This window comes from Marinobacter sp. 3-2, assembly GCF_003751355.1.
Classification (GTDB): domain Bacteria; phylum Pseudomonadota; class Gammaproteobacteria; order Pseudomonadales; family Oleiphilaceae; genus Marinobacter; species Marinobacter adhaerens.
This window is the reverse complement of the sequence record NZ_RJUQ01000020.1, coordinates 56177-73965: the sequence shown is the minus strand read 5'-3', so window position 1 is coordinate 73965 and position 17789 is coordinate 56177. Positions and strand designations below refer to the sequence as shown.

The following is a 17789-nucleotide window of genomic DNA, read 5'->3' as shown; positions in this document are numbered from 1 at the left end:
TATGGAGCAATGGACCAGCACATAGTAGCAGGCTGGCAGCGAAGCCCCCAGAGGGGGTCGCTGCCTTTTACCGCCAAATCAGATCTGTTTGTAGACCACTTCAGACAGCCGGCTGCGATTACCATCGGTGTCCAGGGTACGGATAGCAAAGTACCAGGTGCCTTCAGTCAGCTCATCAACCAGCAGCTCGTCGACGGAGGCGTCACCAATGGCCAGGCTCTGGTCGAGGTTTTCAGCGCTGGTACCGTAGACCACCTCGAAGCCTGCAATTTCACCCATGGCCAGGCTGTCGCCATTTTCGCGGGTCAGCGGCGCGGTCCAGCTCAGCAGTGCTGTGTTTGCAGGAGCGGTTTCCTCAGGCGTCGTCTCGGTGACGGGCTCGCTGGTTTCAGTGTCTGTTCCTGTGTCCGCTACGGTTTCGTCGGTGGTTGTATCAGTCGTTGTATCGGTGGTTGTATCACCGCCTGACGTCGAGTCACCTGACGTATCGGGCTCAGTTGTACCGGCAACCTGCTCGTCGGTTGAACCTGTTGAGGTATCGGTCGAGGTATCGGTGCTGGTATCGGTTGAGGTGTCAGTGGTGCTGCCGGAATCAGTTCCAGCGGTTTCATCGCCGCCAGTGGTTCCGTCGGTGGTATCACCGGAATCGGCGACGTCGGCATTGCTTTCTTCGTTAACATCGGCAATGGTTTTGAAGCGCTGTACATTGCGGTATTCGACCACCACCAGCTTCTGGCTAATGACGCTTGAATTCACCACGTTCTGCAATTCTGAGGACTGCAAGGCCGCCGCGCTGACAAGATCTGCCAGTGCCACGTTGGTACCATCGCCCATAACGCTGATCTGGCCGGTGGCACTGACCTGTGAAGTAACGTCATCCAGGACAGCTGAAATCGAATCCCACTGGGCGTTGTCATTGACCAGCGCCAGGAATGACGCATTGGCAATCGCCACCTGAATGGCATCGGCGGTTACGCCGGTCATTCCGTCCAGATTCGTCAGGTCGGGGGGAGTCAGGCGCAACGCACCGGCCGGAAGGGCGAACCAGTTTTCAACGGTGGTGTAAGCGCTGGAAATCGCTGTCGGTGAGAGACCTTCTGAACTGCGCTCAGCCAGTTTTACAGCCAGGTGGGTGAGCGGCGTAAGGTTTACCGTTTCGTTCCGCAAATCGCCAGCACCCAACAGACTGAAGTTGCTATCCAGCGGCATTACCTGCCCAAACGGCACTGGCTCGGCACCGGCCTGATCGCATTGGGGCAGAACGTCACAGACCATGCGAGTGCCGCCGTCCGCAGAAAGCTCAACCAGCGCCCAGCCTTCGGCCTTACCGCGAAGCTGCCAGGTATAGCTGCCATCGTCTGCGGTTAATACCGGTTTGGCTGCCTGACGCTGCGGGGCGTAGTAGCCGTCTTTGTCGGCAATAAGCCGATTTGCAACCACCAGGCCTTGTTGAATGATTCCTTTAACGGCCGCGCCGGCGATCTGGACTGTGGGCTCAGGCGTCGCGGGAGCAGCCTGCGCCGCCGTGGTGCTCTCTTCACTCGTAATGTCCAGACCGCAGCCCGAAAGCAGAACGACCGCAGGTAACATCAGCAGTCCTTGCTTCGTTAATTTTTTGCCGCAATTTGACATTGACTCACACCATTTATTTGACGGATTTGAGCGAATCTTACAGCGGCAGTTTTCGGTTATATGCGGCGCAGTTCCGGATTTTTCGGCGGGATTACGTCAGAAAATTGGCGTTTACGGAGGGATACACGTTGTGATGGAAGGTTACAGCATGGAGCCCGAACCCCCGAGCATAGGCCATTGTTTTAACGAGTCTTTTTACAATTCGCTTGAATCCCGGCTGTGGGCCGGGAGCCAATAGCGGGCCGACTGATTACAAATTTAAACGTTGATGAAACGGGTACCGTTTCACAGTTTTCCGGGGACTCAAACGCCCAACCTGTCCCGCAGCGCATAGTACCAGGCTCCCATCGCCGTCAACGGCACCCGGAAGGCGCGCCCACCCGGGAACGGGTAATGCGGCAGGCTGGCGAACGCATCAAACCGTTCCGCCTGATCCTGGATTGCCAGTGCCAATGCCTTGCCTGCCACGTGTGTGAAGGTAACCCCATGGCCGGAGCAACCCTGGGAGTAGAACACGTTCTCGTGCAAGCGCCCGAGCTGTGGCAGGCGCGACAGGGTCAGCAGGAAATTGCCGGTCCAGGCGTAATCGATCTTCACATTCGCCAGTTGCGGGAAGGTTTTCAGCATATTCGGGCGAATCAGCCGTTCGATGTTAGCCGGGTCGCGGGCGCCGTAGACCACGCCACCGCCGTAGATCAGGCGGTTGTCACCCGACAGCCGGAAGTAGTCCAGGAGGTAGTTGCAGTCTTCGACGCAGTTGTCGTTCGGCAGCAACTGCCTGGCAACAGCCTCCTCCAACGGTTCGGTAGCAATAATCTGCGAGCCGCAGGGCATGGATTTGGCCCCGAGCTCTGGCACCAGGCCGCCAAGATAGGCGTTGCCCGCCAGGACAACCGTTTGCGCCCTCACCTCGCCCATGTCGGTTTTAACGATTACGGTTTTCCCGGGGACGACGCCGGTTACCCTGGAGTGCTCGTGAATCAGGCCGCCGCGCGACTCGAGGGCCGCGGCTTCGCCGAGAGCCAGATTGAGCGGATGAATGTGGCCGCCGGTGTGATCAATGGCGCCGCCGACATACCGTTCCGTGCCCACGCGGGAACGGATGGCATTCCTATCCAACAGTTCCAGTTGGTCGTAACCGAACCGGCGCCACAGCGCTTGCTGAGATTCCAGCTGCCTGAGCTGCTTTGGATTGAGCGCTGCGAAAATACCACCTTCTTTCAGGTCGCACCGAATGCCGTAACTCTTCACCCGCTGGCGAATGATCTGGCTGCCCTCAAAGGCCATCTCGGACAGCAGTTTCAGGTGGACTTGAGAGGTCTGTCGTTCGATGCTGTCCAGATCCCGGCTGAAGCTGTTAACGATCTGGCCGCCATTGCGCCCCGAAGCACCCCAGCCGACCGTCGCTGCCTCCAGAACCACCACCCTGAAGCCAGCTTCCGCCAGGAACAACGCTGTCGAAAGGCCGGTGTAGCCGGCACCGACGACGCAAACATCGGCCTCGCAAGACCCTCGCAGCGCCGGGCGCACAGGGGCCGAGTTGGCGGAAGCTGCGTAATACGAGGGAACCGGGGGATACTCGATCATTATGTGACGCCAGAAAAGGTGATAGAGACGTTCAGGATCAGGCTGCAACGATGCGCGCCGCAGGAAGTCTATGCCAGCGCCGCGCGTTCGGAAAGACACGTTCTTATACCTATATCGCGGGCGGCGCCTGGGGATAAAAGTGCTGCTATGATTGCTCAACTCTACAGCCTGCGAGGCGCCCATGAATCAACCCGTCAGCTCTTCCACACCGACCAGCCAGGCCGAATGGCAGGCCCTGGCCACAAACCTCACTCTGGAGGGCCGCGCCTATCTGAACGGCGCCTATCAATGGGCGGCCAACGGCGAGACGTTTACCTCGGTCAGCCCGATTGACGGGCGCGAGCTGGCCTCTATTGCCAGTTGCGATCAGAGCGATGCCGACCAGGCCGTTAGGGCTGCAAGGGCCGCCTTTGAGGCGGGCATCTGGAGCCAGCTGGCACCGGCAAAACGCAAGGCGGTGCTGCTCCGGTTCGCTGAGCTTATCGAAGCCCACGGCGACGAGCTTGCCCTGCTGGAAACCCTGGACATGGGCAAACCCATCAACCACGCCAGGAATGTGGATGTACCGGCCACCGCCCGGGCAATCCGCTGGACCGCCGAGGCCATCGACAAGGTCTACGGTGAACTTGCCCCCACGCCTCACAACCAGATCGGCATGATCTCCCGTGAGCCGATGGGTGTGGTGGCGGCCATCGTGCCCTGGAACTTTCCGATGATTATGGCGGCCTGGAAAATTGCCCCGGCCCTGGCTACTGGTAATTCCGTCATACTGAAACCCTCCGAGAAATCGCCCCTGAGCGCCATTCGCCTGGCCGCCCTGGCCGGGGAAGCGGGCGTTCCCGCCGGCGTTTTCAATGTGCTTCCAGGCTATGGTCACACCGTGGGCAAGGCCCTGGCGCTGCACATGGACGTGGACTGCCTGGTGTTTACCGGGTCCACGAATGTGGCCAAGCAACTGATGATCTACGCCGGCCAATCCAACATGAAACGGGTATGGCTGGAGGCCGGTGGCAAGAGCCCCAACATTGTCTTTGCCGATGCGCCAGACCTGAAAAAGGCCGCTGCCGAGGCGGCCAGTGCCATAGCCTTCAATCAGGGCGAAGTGTGCACTGCCGGCAGTCGCCTGCTGGTCGAGAACAGCATTCGTGCCGAGTTTGTAAGGCTGATATGCGAGGCCCTGAAAACCTGGCGCCCCGGCCATCCGCTGGACCCGGCGACTACCTGTGGCGCGATCGTGGATCAGGCCCAGCTTGATCGGATTATCGACTACATCGGCATCGGGCAGTCTGAGGGCGCACGCCTGGTGGAAGGTGGGCAGCGGATTCTGGAAAACACGGGCGGCCTGTTTGTTCAACCCACGGTGTTTGACGGGGTGAATAACCAGATGCGCATCGCCTCGGAGGAAATCTTCGGGCCGGTGCTTTCTGTCATCGGGTTCCATACCGCAGACGAAGCCGTCGCCATTGCCAACGATTCCATCTACGGCCTGGCCGCAGCCGTGTGGACCTCCAATATCAATACCGCCCATAAGGTAGCCAAGGCCCTGCGAGCCGGCAGCGTGTGGATTAACCACTATGACGGCGGCGATATGACCGCACCCTTCGGTGGCTTCAAGCAGTCCGGCAACGGGCGCGACAAATCTGTGCACGCCTTCGACAAGTACACGGAACTGAAGGCCACCTGGCTGGTGCTGGAGTAGTTCGGAATAGTCCGTTGCAGTCCGGCAAATGAAAAACGGCGCCTTCAAGGCGCCGTTTTTTATCCCGGAATTGATCAGACAGTGTGCAGGTACCAGAGATACTCGAGATCGGAGATGGTCATCTCGAATTCGTTCAGTTCATGCTCCTTGCAGGCGACGAACACATCCAGAAACTGGCTGCCAAGATAATCGGCCATCACTTTCGATTGCCCCAGCTCCCGCAAAGCATCCCGCAGGTTATTCACCAATGAGGCTTCGTGCTGTTCATGGGCATTACCCACGGTGACCGGTGGTGGCTCTATCCTGTTGGAGATGCCGTAGTGAATACCCGCCAGCACCGCAGCCATCAGCAGATAAGGGTTGGCATCGGCACCGGCGACCCGGTGTTCGATTCGCAGGGCCTCGGGATCACCGCCCGGCAGACGCAGCGATGCAGTGCGGTTGTCCACGCCCCAGGTGGCAGCACTGGGCACGTAGTACTCCGGGCTGAACCGGCGGTAGGAATTGATATTGGGGCAGAACAAGGCCATGGCGTCGTTCATGGTAGCGACCAATCCACCCACGGCCCAGCGCAGCATGTCGTTTGGCTGCTCGGCGTCGCCGGCAAACACGTTACAGCCTTCGCCATCCACCAGGCTCACGTGCAGGTGCATGCCACTGCCGGCCTGGTTGTGATAAGGCTTGGCCATGAACGTGGTGTCCATTTCATGGTCGTAGGCCATGTTCTTGATCAGACGCTTCAGCAGAGTGGCGTGGTCGCAGGCCTGCACGGCGTCATCCACGTAGTGCAGGTTGACCTCAAACTGCCCGGGCGCGGATTCGGCTACCAGCGCATCCGCTGGCAGCTCCTGCTCATGGGCGGCATCCAGCACGTCCGCCAGGAATTCTGCGTATTCGTCCAGATCATCAATGGAATAGGCTTGCGTGCCCGCCGGGCGTTTGCCAGAGAGGGGTGATTTGGGTGGCTGAGGGCGACCGGCGAGGTTTTCCTGGTCAATCAGGTAAAACTCCAGCTCAAAGGCCGCCACAGGAGTCAGCCCCAGTTCCTCGAAGCGCTTGATGATGTTCTGCAAAACCACCCGCGGATCTGCGAAAAACGGCGTCTCGCGATCCAGCTCATACATGGTCAACAGAAGTTGCGCAGTGGGCCGCTTCTGCCAGGGTTCCATAGTGAGGGTATTTTCAATGGGCAGACAGACACGGTCTGCCTCGCCAATATCCAGGCCGAGGCCGGTTTCTTCCACCGTAGTGCCCTGAATATTCAGGGCAAAGATGGACGCCGGCATAGCCACACCGCGCTCAAAAACCTTCGCCAGCGCAGACGGGTCTACCCGCTTGCCGCGAACAATGCCATTCATATCCGGGATCAGCAGATCAACAAACTGCAGTTCGGGGTGTGCCTGAAGGAACGAGTCGGCACTCGAAGAACCAGAAGCCATAAGGGAAGCCATCCACAACGCAAACAGGCCTGGTGCCGAGGAGCCGGCGCAGGGGTTTCAACACTCCTTTATCCCGGTTTCCTGAGCGTTTGGCAAGATACGCACATACCGTATTTTGCCCGGATTCCGGGCAATTAAGACGACAGCTGCCCAAAGCCCGCCCCGGGAAAACCGTCCTGTCCCGATGTGATAGCATGCAGAGGTTGCATACCGAGCAGCGCAGCCACTTACCGCCACGCAAGGGAGCCACGTTCCATGAAAACTCTCGCAGGCCTGACCCTGATTCTAGCCACTTTCAGCACCGGCAGTTGGGCTGAGCCGGTCGACTTTAATAAACGCAACGCCCACATTTTCTGCTCTTCCCACCTGGCTGTTATCAGCGAGTCTGCGGACAAAGGCTCTGAGGAATACCAGGCATTACGTTATCTCTCCGGCATGCACCGTAAAGAAGCTCAGGCCATGGGTGCGACCCGGAAGCATTTCCTGGATGTTTTTCGTTACCTGGAGCAGGTACGCGACAGCGACACAGAGAAATGGCGGAGCCTGTCTGCACGGAGCCAGGAAGTCTGCATACAAGACTGATTTGAATAGGAATACCCCGAACGCGCCTTTGTTCTGAAGCAAAGCGCGCGCCGCATACGCATAACTCCGAATCGGTCAGCGAAAATTTCCGTAGCGCATTCCGCGATCTCATGATAAATATCGCGAGAATTCGGCAGGTTCCCCACCGCCGTTTCCAGGACAAGCCTTAAAGGAGTCAAAAGGCGGCGACCGGTCCTTCCCGGGACAACAGCCACCTGCGGCCACCCTCAGCAGACCTGCACAACACCGCGTGCGTCCTGCACGTTTTGTATTTATCCCTTTTGAGTGAGGGACATCATCCAATGTTGAAGTTGTGTAAGCCACAGGCGCTGGCCGCCTCTGTTGCGTTGTCTCTGTGTGCCTCTTCCGCGTTTGCCGCCGAGGAAGTGCGTGTCTACAACTGGTCCGATTACATCGCCGAGGACACCCTGGCGAAGTTCACGGAAGAAACCGGCATCAAGGTGATCTACGACGTTTACGACAGTAACGAGATCCTCGAAGCCGCCCTGCTTTCCGGTCGTTCCGGCTACGATCTTGTTGTGCCGTCCAACCACTACGTGGCCAAGCAGATTTCTGCCAACGCCTTCGTAGCGCTGGACCACAGCAAGCTGCCGAACATGAGCAACCTCAACCCGGATCTGATGGACGATCTGGAAAAGGTTGACCCGCGTAGCCAGTTTGCTCTGCCTTATCTCTGGGGCACCAACGGCTATGGCTATAACGAAGGCCGTATCCAGGAAATCCTGGGTGACAGCGCTCCCAACGATTCCTGGGCCCTGGTATTCGATCCTGAAGTCACCGGCAAGCTTGCCGCCGGCGGCTGCGGTATTGCCATGCTGGATTCCGGCGAGGAAATGGTTCGTGCTGCCATGGCCTACATTGGCCTGGACCCGAACAGCAACAACGCCGACGACATCAGGAAAGGCGGCGAGGTGATCAAGGCCATTCGCCCGAACATCACCTACTTCCATTCGTCGCGTTACATTGGTGACCTGGCCAACGGTGACCTGTGTGTGGCTGCCGGTTACTCCGGCGACATCCTGCAGGCCGCCGCACGCGCCGAGGAAGCCGAGAACGGCAACGTGATCCGCTACACCATTCCCAAAGAAGGTGCAGTGCTGTGGTTCGACATGATGACCATCCCGGCCGGCGCACCGAACGTTGAGAACGCCCACAAGTTGATGAACTTCCTGATGCGTCCGGAAATCATCGCGGACGTGACCAACTATGTGTGGTACGCCAACCCGAACAAGCCGGCCAACGAATTCGTTGATCCGGAGATTCTGAGCGATACCAGCATCTACCCGACCGATGAGGTGATGAAGAAGCTCTACATCATGGAAGGCCGGCCTCAGGACGCCCAGCGTCTGATGACCCGCACCTGGACCAACGTGAAGTCTGGTCGTTAAGCGGTGGAAAACGGCAACAACACCTCCGCGCAAGCGGAGGTGTTACTCAGCATTCGGGGCATCTCCAAAAGCTTTGATGGCACGCTGGCCGTGGACAATGTGAACCTGGACATCCACAAGGGCGAGATCTTTGCCCTTCTGGGTGGTTCCGGTTCCGGCAAGTCCACCCTGCTGCGCATGCTCGCGGGTTTTGAAACGCCCAACGCCGGCTCTATCATGCTCGACGGCCAGGACGTTACAGCTCTGCCCCCGTTCCTGCGCCCGACCAACATGATGTTCCAGTCCTATGCTCTGTTCCCCCATATGACGGTGGAGCAGAACATTGCCATGGGCCTGAAACAGGACAAGCTGCCGAAAAGAGAAATTCGCGACCGGGTGGCCGCCATGCTGAAGCTGGTCAAGATGGAACCCTATGCCCGGCGCAAACCCCAGCAGCTTTCCGGTGGTCAGCAGCAACGCGTTGCCCTGGCCCGCTCACTGGCCAAACGTCCCAAGCTGCTGTTGCTGGACGAGCCCATGGGCGCCCTGGACAAAAAGCTGCGTACCGAAATGCAGCTGGAACTGGTGGAGATTCTGGAAAACGTGGGCGCCACCTGCCTGATGGTGACCCACGACCAGGAAGAGGCCATGACCATGGCCAGCCGCATCGCCATCATGGCGCAAGGCCGGATTGCCCAGATCGGCTCGCCCATCGACATCTATGAGAGCCCGAACAGCCGCATGACGGCAGAGTTCATTGGCTCGGTGAATATTTTCGAGGCCCACATCCGGGAAGACGAGGCCGACAGCGTTACTTTGACCAGCGACCTGCTGGACGCCCCGGTTTTTATTGATCGCGGCGTGACCACGCCGGCGGAAAGTACCGCAACACTGGTGGCCCTTCGCCCAGAGAAGATCTACCTGACCCCGGATAAACCGGACGGCGAGCACAACTGGAGCTGCGGAACGGTGGACAACATCGCCTATCTGGGCGACATCACGTCTTACTACGTAAAGCTGGCCAGCGGCAAACGGGTTCAGGCGACCATGGCGAACGTCGAACGCCGTGGTGAGCGGCCAACCTGGGGCGACAGGGTATTCGTATCCTGGGAAGCCTCCAGCCCCATCCTGCTCTGGAACTGAGCCAATGAGACGGAAACTTTTACCCACCTCTCTGACCGAGCGGGTGCGTGCAGTCCTGTTCAATCGCCGGGTGGTGTTCGGCATCCCGTTCCTGTGGCTGCTGTTGTTCTTTCTCCTGCCCTTTGCGCTGGTGCTGAAGATCAGCCTGACCTCGGCGGTGATGGCCATCCCTCCTTACGAGCCCGTCTTCCGCTGGGTGGACAACACCCTGTCGGTGGTGGTGAATACCGGGAACTACCTGTTCCTGCTGTCCGACAGCCTGTACATCGCAGCCTACTGGGGATCGGTGAAAACCGCTTTTCTGGCCACAGTCGTGTGTCTGCTGATTGGCTATCCCATGGCGTATGCCATGGCCCGGGCTCCGAAGCACTGGCAACTGGTGCTGCTGTTGATGGTGATGCTGCCCTCCTGGACCTCATTCCTGATCCGGGTCTATGCCTGGATGGGCATCCTTGGCAATCAGGGGCTGCTGAACAGTTTTCTGATGTGGCTGGGTTTGATCGAGCAACCCCTGAAAATGCTGAACACCAACTTCGCGGTGGTACTGGGCATTGTCTACGCCTACCTGCCGTTCATGGTGCTGCCCATCTACACCAATCTCGTGAAACTGGACGTGCGGCTTCTGGAAGCGGCATCAGACCTTGGTTGCCGCAGCCTGACCACCTTCTGGGCCATCACCCTGCCGTTGTCGAAGGCCGGCATTCTGGCCGGTTCCATGCTGGTGTTTATTCCCGCGGTGGGCGAATTCGTGATTCCGGAGCTGCTGGGCGGACCAGACACGCTGATGATCGGCAAGGTGTTGTGGGAAGAATTCTTCAACAACCGCGACTGGCCTGTGGCCTCGGCCCTGGCGATCGTGATGCTGCTGTTACTGCTGGTGCCGATTGTGCTGTTCCATCGGTTCCAGGCCCGGGAGATGGAAAAGCATGGTTAAGTCCCGCTCGTTCAGTTTCTCGAAGGTGATGCTGGTCCTGGGCCTGCTGTTCCTGTACCTGCCGATGTTCGTGCTGATCGTGTATTCGTTCAATGCGTCACGGCTGGTATCGGTGTGGGCCGGTTTCTCCACCCACTGGTACGGCGAGTTGTTCCGGGATGAACAGATCCTGTCGGCGGTGTGGATGAGTCTGCGGATTGCCTTCTACTCTGCGAGCATGGCGGTGTGCCTGGGCACACTGTGCGCGTTCGTGATCACCCGCTTCAAGAAGATGCGCGGGCGCACGCTGCTGTCCAGCATGATTACCGCGCCACTTGTTATGCCGGAAGTTATCACCGGCCTGTCGCTGTTGCTGCTGTTCGTGCAGATGGCCCAGACCATTGGCTGGCCCGTGGATCGGGGCATGGCAACGATCTGGATTGCCCACACCACGTTCTGCAGTGCCTATGTGGCGGTGGTGGTGTCAGCCCGGTTACAGGAAGTGGATCGCTCCATCGAGGAGGCGGCCATGGACCTGGGGTGCACCCCGCTTAAAACCTTCTTCGTCATCACCCTGCCGGTGATTGCCCCGGCGCTGGTGTCTGGCTGGTTGCTGGCCTTCACCCTTTCGCTGGATGACCTGGTTATTGCCAGCTTCGTTAGCGGGCCGGGTGCGACAACGCTGCCGATGGTGGTGTTTTCATCGGTGCGGATGGGCGTTTCGCCGAAGATCAACGCGCTCGCCACACTGATCATTTTGGCTGTCTCTCTGATTGCGTTTATCGCCTGGTACCTGATGCGCCGCGCTGAACGGAAGCGCCTGCAGACACCGGACGCCTAGCGCGCGAAGGCCACACCTGTGGCTTTACAGGGCATCGGGAAAGGCAGAGACAAGGTAATCAACCAGCACCCGGACTTTGGGTGTGACGAACTTGCGGGTGGGATAGACGGCGTAAACGCCAAGCTCGGTGGAACGGTAGTCAGGCATCAGTTCCACCAGCCTTCCGGCGTCCAGGTCTTTATGCACCAGGAACCCGGGCTGCAGAACGATGCCCTGCCCGGCCACAGCGGCGGCGCAGCAGGTTTCACCGTTATTGGCGTACATCCATGGCCTTACGCGAACACTGGTGGCGCCATCGGGGCCTTCAAAGGGCCAGTCGTTGCCGGTGGTGAAGTTGCTGTAGCCGATGATCCGGTGGCTGGCCAGATCTTCCGGTTTGACGGGGGCGCCGTGGGTGGCGATGTAATCCGACGAGGCGCAGGCAATGAGCCGGGTGGAGGTGATACGTCGGCTGACCAGCGTGGAGCTTTGCAGCGTGGCAATCCGGATGGCCAGATCAAAACCCTCCTCGACGATATCCACCAGCCGGTCCGAGAGATCTATCGACAACTCCACATCCGGATAGCGGGCGTGAAATTCTCCCCACAAAGGCGCCAGGTGGCTTATTCCGAAGCTGACCGGCGCATTCACCCTCAACGTGCCCCTTGCGACATCATTGCGGGCGGTTATTTCTGCTTCGGCCTCCTCAACCCCGGCCAGTAATTCCCGGCACCGGACGTAGAACACTTCGCCCTCCCCCGTGAGCGACAGGCGGCGGGTGGTCCGCTGCAGCAGCCGGACCCCGAGACGACTTTCCAGTTCGCTGACATAGCGTGAGACAGCGGCCTTGGACATTCCCAGATTCTCTGATGCAGCGACGAAGCTGCCGGCCTCAACCACGTTGCAGAACGTCTGCATCTCCAACAATCGATCCATTGTCTCAAATTCCGGAACAGTTAATTCAATAAAGCTACGTTTATCCCGTTTATTGATATTTGTAAAGTATTCGCATGTTCAAAACACACCCCAAGGAGATTCATCATGAACAACGCATTCCTGAACAAACTGATCAGCACTGACGCAGGCTGGGGCGCTTTGGCCCTCCGGATCCCTGTCGGTATCATTTTCGCCGCCCATGGTGCCCAGAAACTGTTCGGCTGGTTTGGCGGCTACGGGCTGGAGGGTACCGGTCAGTGGATGGATTCTATCGGGCTCAGCCCCGGCTACCTGATGGCCCTGCTGGCCGGCGGTGCGGAAGTCTTTGGTGGCCTGGCTCTGATCATCGGTCTGCTGGTTCGCCCTGCCAGCGCGGTACTGGCATTCGCCATGCTGATCGCTATTTTCAGCGTTCATATCGGCAACGGCCTGTTCATGAGCAACAATGGGTACGAGTTTGGCCTGGCTTTGCTCGCCGTATCCGTATCCCTGGTATTCAGCGGCGCAGGCCGCGCGTCCATTGATCGCGCGATTGCAGCCAGATAACACCACCGCAACCCGGAGGAGCAATCATGAGTCTGTTTGTTTCCCACGGCGCTCCCACCTTCGCACTGGAGCCGGGCCTGGCTGGCCCGGCCCTGACCGAGTTGGGCAAACGCCTTCCCACGCCCGAAGCTGTGCTGGTGGTTTCACCCCACTGGATGACGCCGGAAATCCGGGTAGGCGTTTCCGGAACACCCGAGACTATTCATGATTTTCGCGGTTTTCCAGCCGAACTCTATGATCTTGAGTATCCGGCATCCGGGCACCCGGACCTGGCGCACACCGCCCTGTCGTTGCTGGAAGCTGAGGGCTGGAGCGTCCGGGCTGACGGGGCCCGGGGGCTGGATCACGGGGCCTGGGTGCCAATGATGCACCTTTTTCCCGATCACTCGGTGCCGGTGTTCCAGGTTTCGATGCCAACGGATCTTGACCCTGAGTCAGCCTGGCGGTTGGGCCAGACCCTGCAGCCACTCGAGCATGAGGGTGTGCTTATTGTCGGATCAGGCAGCCTTACCCACAATCTGCACGACGTTCGCTGGGGTGACCCGAACGCATCCGGGTATGCGAGGGAATTCACGGATTGGGTCCGAGCCAAAGTGCAGGACGGCGACCATCAGCAGCTGATAGCAGCGTTGGAGGAGGCCCCCCATGCCAGGCGGGCGCACCCGACCACCGAGCATTTTCTGCCTTTGCTGGTGGCCGCCGGTGCGGCCGGGGAGCAGCAATCCGGCGTGCTGATTGATGGCGGGATCGAACACGGTGTTCTGGCCATGGATGCCTTTGTTTTCCGGCATTCGGCCTGAACTATCAGCAGACTATGCCGCCGGTTGGCGGCGATCCCGAACAGACTGGATCCACTTGTAAAACACCGGCACCAGCAATGTACCCAAAACGGTGGCGGCAACCATGCCACTGAGAACCGTGATACCGAGGCTAACCCGGCTTGCCGCACCAGCGCCGCTGGCAAAGACCAGCGGCAGCACGCCAAGCACGAAAGACAGAGCTGTCATCAATACCGCCCGGAAGCGAAGGACAGCGGCTTTCTGGGCCGCCTCCGCGGTTGACATGCCCGATTGGCGCAGTTGCATGGCGAATTCCACAATGAGAATCGCGGTTTTGGTGGAGAGTCCGATCAGCAGCACCAGGCCCACCTGGGCGTAGATGTTGTTGGCGAGCCCCACCAGCCAGAGTCCCGCCATGGCGCCGGCAAGGGCAAGTGGCACTGCACCGAGCACCGCCACCGGGAGGGTGCAGCTTTCGTATTGCGCCACCAGGAACAGGTACACAAACACCAGGGCCAGCAGGAAGATCACCCCCGCCAGGTTACCCGCCTGAATCTCTTGTAGGCTCTGGCCGGCCCAACTGAACTCATACCCCTGAGGCAGGCTCTGTGACAGCTCTTCCATGGTCGCAATGGCGTCGCCACTGGCAAAGCCGGGCGCCGCCTCCCCAGAGATGGTTACCGAGCGCTTCAGGTTAAAATGCTGGATGCTTGAGGGCCCGAGCACGGGTTTGAGCGAGGCCAGCGTGGTCAGCGGCACCATGTCGCCATCCCGGTTGCGGACAAAGTAATGGGAGAGGTCTTCGGGGCGCTGTCGGAACTCGCCTTCGGCCTGCAGAAGCACACGGTAGTTCTTGCCGAAACGGGTAAAGTCGTTCACGTAAAGCGAGCCAAGCTGGGTCTGCAGGGTAGAGAAGATATCGGAGAGCTCAATACCCAGAGCCTTGGCCTTGTTCCTCTCGACTTCCAGCAGGTACTGCGGAATGTTCGCGCGGTAGGTGCTGTATACCCGGGAAAGCGCTTCACTCTGGTTGGCCTCGTAGATGAGGCCATTCATAACCTGCGCCAGCTCCGAGACGTCCCTGCCCTGATTATCCTGAAGGCGGAAGTCGAAGCCGGATGAGGTTCCCAGCCCGGGGATCGGAGGCGGATTGAAGACCATCACCTGTGCCTCGGGGATTGTCCAGAGCCTGGAATACAGTCTGGGAATGACCGCCCCCAGACCCAGACTGGCATCTTCCCTTTCTTCCCAGTCTTTCAGCATCACAATGCCAAGACCATTGTTTGAAGATGCGCCACCCAGCAGCGAGAAGCCGGATACCGTAATGAAGTCCGTTACTGCCGGGTCTTCCAGAACCATGTCCGTTACTTTGGTTAGCACGGCTTCCGTGCGCTCCAGGGAAGCAGCATCGGGCAACTGCACATCCACAAACAGGAAGCCCTGATCTTCCGGCGGGACGAACGCCGAGGGCACTGATTTGAACAGGCCGGCACCGGCAACCAGAATCACCACCAGGGCAACGCCAACGAGCGCCCCTTTGCGCAGGAGCTGCACAACCAGCTTTGAATAGCCACTGGTAGTCCGCGTGATCGCCACCTCGAACGGCCGGAGCCAGCCAATGGCCTTTTCCCCGCTCCTGCCAAGCAGCGCAACACACAGGGCCGGGCTCAGTGTGAGCGCATTGATTGAGGAGATGATCACAGCAACCGAAATGGTGACCGAAAACTGCTGGTAAAGCTTGCCGGTTATTCCGGGCATGAACGCAACAGGCACGAACACCGCCAGCAATACCAGCGTGGTGGCAATTACCGGCCCTGTGACTTCCGCCATCGCCTTGGTGACCGCCTCGCGGATGGGCAGCTTTTCTTCCGCAAGGATGCGTTCCACATTCTCGATAACCACAATGGCGTCATCCACCACGATGCCGATCGCCAGCACCAGCCCGAACAGCGTGATGGTGTTGATGGAATAGCCAAGCACTGACATAACCGCAAAGGTGCCGATCAGGGAAACCGGGATGGCAATACTCGGAATCAGCGTGGCACGCCAGTTCTGCAGGAACAGGAACACCACCAGGATCACCAGGCCGACGGCCTGGAACAGAGTAACGATGACTTCACTGATGGAGCGGCTGATGAATTCGGTGGTGTCGTACAGAACAGTGTAATTCACGCCCGCCGGAAAACTGACTGAGGCCTCTTCAACCAGGGCCTTTACCCGCTCCGCGACCTCCAGCGCATTGGCATCGGGCAGTTGGTATATCACCAGGAATGCGGTGTCCTGATTGTTCAGTTTCGCGGTGGAGGTATAGGAACGGGAACCCAGCTCGATACGCCCCACATCCCTCAGGCGCACAAATCCGCCATCGGGCCTGGAGCGGAGAATGGTCTGAGCGAACTCGTCGGGATCTGACAGGCGTTCCCGGGTCTGGATACTGTAGACAAACTGCTGGCCCGCAGGCACGGGCGGCTGGCCGAGTTTACCCGCCGCGACAATCTGATTCTGCTCACGAAGCGCGGCCGCAACCTCGGCGACGGTCACATCCAGGGAGGCCATCCGGCGGGGATCCAGCCAGACTCGCATGCTGTAGTCTTTCGCGCCCATCACTTCCGCCGAGCCTACCCCTGGCACCCTACCAAGGGCTTCGACAAGGTTATTGGAGGCGTAGTTGCTGAGGAAGACGCCGTCGAGATCCGGTCGCTCGGAGGTCAGGTTAATACCCATCAGCATGTTGCCAGCCTGCTTGCTGACCACCACGCCCTGTCGCCGGACTTCATCGGGCAGAAACGGTTCCGCCAGGGCAACGCGGTTCTGGACGTTTACCTGGGCAATGTCTGTATCGGTGCCGCTCTCAAACGTCAGGGTGATCTTGGCCGTGCCATCGCTGGACGCGGTGGATTCAATATAAATCATGCCCTCCACGCCGTTCAGCTGCTGCTCGACCGGCCGGATAACCGCCTCTTCCACCACCTGGGAGCTGGCGCCGGGAAGCGAGGCGTTCACCTGGATCTGGGGCGGGGCCATGTCCGGATACATGTTGACCGGCAGAATGCGTAACGCCAGCAACCCGGCCAGGGTGATCAGGATGGAAATAACAAACGCAAACTTCGGTCGATGAATAAAAACCCGGCTGATCATTGGCCAGCCCCACCCATCTGGATGAGCGCTCCGGTTTGCTGATCAATCTGTTTTTCAACGGGACTGACCGTAACCCCGGGCCGCACTTTCTGCAGGCCCTCGACAATCACCCGGTCACCGGCTTCGAGCCCTGAATTGACGACCAGCAGCGCGCCTTCCCGGGAGCCGGTCTGGATAAAGTGCTGGGCAACCTGGTTCTGGTCATCAACCACCAGCACAAACTTGCCTTCAATGGTTTCCTGAACCGCCACTTGAGGAACGAGCACCTGCGGTTCTCCGGACTGCCCCTCAACCCGGAGCGTTACGTAGAGGCCCGGCACGAGCACCGCGTCGGGATTGGGAAAGACCGCTCGCATCGCAACGGTGCCGGTGCTGGCGTCCGTCTGCACGTCGGCGAAATCCAGCACACCAGCCTGCTCATAGCGTTCGCCGTCTGGCAGGGTAAGATAGAGCCCCAGGGATCTGGATAGCGCTTGAGCAGATTCTGCTCCCCGGCGGCGGAAGTTGATAAAGTCAGCCTCGTTGATCTGGAATTCGACGTAGACAGGGTCGGTCACCTGGATAGAGGTTATTGCTCTAGAAGAGGGACCGACCACGGCTCCAACGTCATAGTTCAGGCGGCCGATCCAGCCATCAAAGGGTGCGCGTATTTCAGCGTACTCGAGGTTACTTCCGGCCTTCTGAACGGCCGCCTGGGCCGCCTGAAGGCGGCTTTCAGCTGCGCTGAAGCGGTCTTTGAGTTTGTCCAGGTCCGCAGCCGACAGGAAGCCTTTCTCCGACACTTCTTCCCCTCGTTTCAGATTTCGGCTCGCAGAATCCACTTCGGCGCGGGCCGCAGCCAGTTCTGCATCCGCCTGTTGGAGATCAGCGCTTGCGCGAGTGTCCTCAAGCCGGATCAGGAGGTCGCCCTGGCTGACTTTCGCGCCCTCGGTAAAAAGAATTTCCCGGATTTCCGCTTCTATGCGCGGCGTGATATCCGCTTTGGCGGAAGCGGCCGTTCTGGCAACAAACTCCCGGGAAGGCCGGATTTCACTGGCCTCAAGCACCACCACGGAAACGGCAACGGGACTGGTTTGCTTTGGCTCCTGAGGCTCGGAACAGCCTGCCAACAACAAACCTGCACACACTGAAAATACGGCAATGCGGAATTTCTTATAGCCTTCCATCGTCTGTCTTCCCTGAAATGG

At 59.2% G+C, this 17789-nt stretch carries 14 protein-coding genes; 8 read left to right on the top strand and 6 right to left on the bottom strand.

From position 1 onward, the window contains the following. Nucleotides 1-78: 78 nt before the first annotated feature. Both EDB94_RS20060 and EDB94_RS20055 read right to left on the bottom strand, forming a co-directional pair. On the bottom strand, nucleotides 79-1590 hold the full coding sequence (locus EDB94_RS20060) for a fibronectin type III domain-containing protein (RefSeq protein WP_260312643.1): 1512 nt from the start codon (nucleotides 1588-1590) through the stop codon (nucleotides 79-81). Nucleotides 1591-1935: 345 nt separating this feature from the next. Continuing rightward, nucleotides 1936-3216 (bottom strand): FAD-binding oxidoreductase, encoded by a 1281-nt coding sequence (locus tag EDB94_RS20055; RefSeq protein ID WP_311316510.1) that lies wholly within the window; start codon nucleotides 3214-3216, stop codon nucleotides 1936-1938. A 184-nt stretch (nucleotides 3217-3400) separates the two neighbouring features. Between EDB94_RS20055 and EDB94_RS20050 the strand changes: the two genes are divergently transcribed. Then, nucleotides 3401-4918: an aldehyde dehydrogenase gene (locus EDB94_RS20050; RefSeq protein WP_108019378.1), complete on the top strand. Its 1518-nt coding sequence runs from the start codon at nucleotides 3401-3403 to the stop codon at nucleotides 4916-4918. A gap of 74 nt (nucleotides 4919-4992) precedes the next feature. Here the strand turns inward: EDB94_RS20050 and EDB94_RS20045 are convergent, their stop codons facing one another. Next, nucleotides 4993-6357: a glutamine synthetase family protein gene (locus EDB94_RS20045; RefSeq protein WP_108019380.1), complete on the bottom strand. Its 1365-nt coding sequence runs from the start codon at nucleotides 6355-6357 to the stop codon at nucleotides 4993-4995. Between the two features lie 255 nt (nucleotides 6358-6612). Here EDB94_RS20045 and EDB94_RS20040 point away from each other — a divergent pair, with 255 nt between their 5' ends. From EDB94_RS20040 to EDB94_RS20020, 5 genes are all read left to right on the top strand, one after another. After that, a complete protein-coding gene (locus tag EDB94_RS20040) occupies nucleotides 6613-6939 on the top strand; it encodes a hypothetical protein (protein ID WP_108019381.1) in 327 nt (108 codons plus the stop codon). Between the two features lie 302 nt (nucleotides 6940-7241). After that, on the top strand, nucleotides 7242-8348 hold the full coding sequence (locus EDB94_RS20035; RefSeq protein ID WP_108019383.1) for a polyamine ABC transporter substrate-binding protein: 1107 nt from the start codon (nucleotides 7242-7244) through the stop codon (nucleotides 8346-8348). Nucleotides 8349-8351: 3 nt separating this feature from the next. After that, the gene (potA, locus tag EDB94_RS20030; RefSeq protein ID WP_108019385.1) at nucleotides 8352-9470 is read left to right on the top strand and encodes a polyamine ABC transporter ATP-binding protein; all 1119 of its coding nucleotides are present in this window, start codon (nucleotides 8352-8354) and stop codon (nucleotides 9468-9470) included. Nucleotides 9471-9474: 4 nt separating this feature from the next. Next, nucleotides 9475-10404: an ABC transporter permease subunit gene (locus tag EDB94_RS20025; RefSeq protein WP_108019387.1), complete on the top strand. Its 930-nt coding sequence runs from the start codon at nucleotides 9475-9477 to the stop codon at nucleotides 10402-10404. Further along, nucleotides 10397-11224 carry an ABC transporter permease subunit gene (locus tag EDB94_RS20020; protein ID WP_053114713.1) on the top strand — a complete coding sequence of 276 codons (828 nt, stop codon included), beginning with the start codon at nucleotides 10397-10399 and terminating at the stop codon, nucleotides 11222-11224. Before EDB94_RS20025 ends, EDB94_RS20020 begins: the two co-directional genes overlap by 8 nt. A gap of 24 nt (nucleotides 11225-11248) precedes the next feature. On the opposite strand, the gene EDB94_RS20015 is transcribed toward EDB94_RS20020, so the two are convergent. After that, the gene (locus EDB94_RS20015; RefSeq protein WP_108019389.1) at nucleotides 11249-12139 is read right to left on the bottom strand and encodes a LysR family transcriptional regulator; all 891 of its coding nucleotides are present in this window, start codon (nucleotides 12137-12139) and stop codon (nucleotides 11249-11251) included. Nucleotides 12140-12244: 105 nt separating this feature from the next. On the opposite strand from EDB94_RS20015, the gene EDB94_RS20010 reads away from it, so the two are divergent. After that, nucleotides 12245-12685, top strand: a complete 441-nt coding sequence (locus tag EDB94_RS20010; RefSeq protein ID WP_108019391.1) for a DoxX family protein — start codon at nucleotides 12245-12247, stop codon at nucleotides 12683-12685. Nucleotides 12686-12711: 26 nt separating this feature from the next. Beyond that, nucleotides 12712-13485 carry a class III extradiol ring-cleavage dioxygenase gene (locus tag EDB94_RS20005; RefSeq protein WP_108019393.1) on the top strand — a complete coding sequence of 258 codons (774 nt, stop codon included), beginning with the start codon at nucleotides 12712-12714 and terminating at the stop codon, nucleotides 13483-13485. A 12-nt stretch (nucleotides 13486-13497) separates the two neighbouring features. Here EDB94_RS20005 and EDB94_RS20000 read toward each other — a convergent pair whose 3' ends face one another. Continuing rightward, the gene (locus tag EDB94_RS20000; protein ID WP_108019394.1) at nucleotides 13498-16602 is read right to left on the bottom strand and encodes an efflux RND transporter permease subunit; all 3105 of its coding nucleotides are present in this window, start codon (nucleotides 16600-16602) and stop codon (nucleotides 13498-13500) included. After that, a complete protein-coding gene (locus EDB94_RS19995; protein WP_108019396.1) occupies nucleotides 16599-17768 on the bottom strand; it encodes an efflux RND transporter periplasmic adaptor subunit in 1170 nt (389 codons plus the stop codon). The genes EDB94_RS20000 and EDB94_RS19995 overlap by 4 nt, the downstream gene beginning before the upstream one ends. Nucleotides 17769-17789 lie beyond the last annotated feature (21 nt).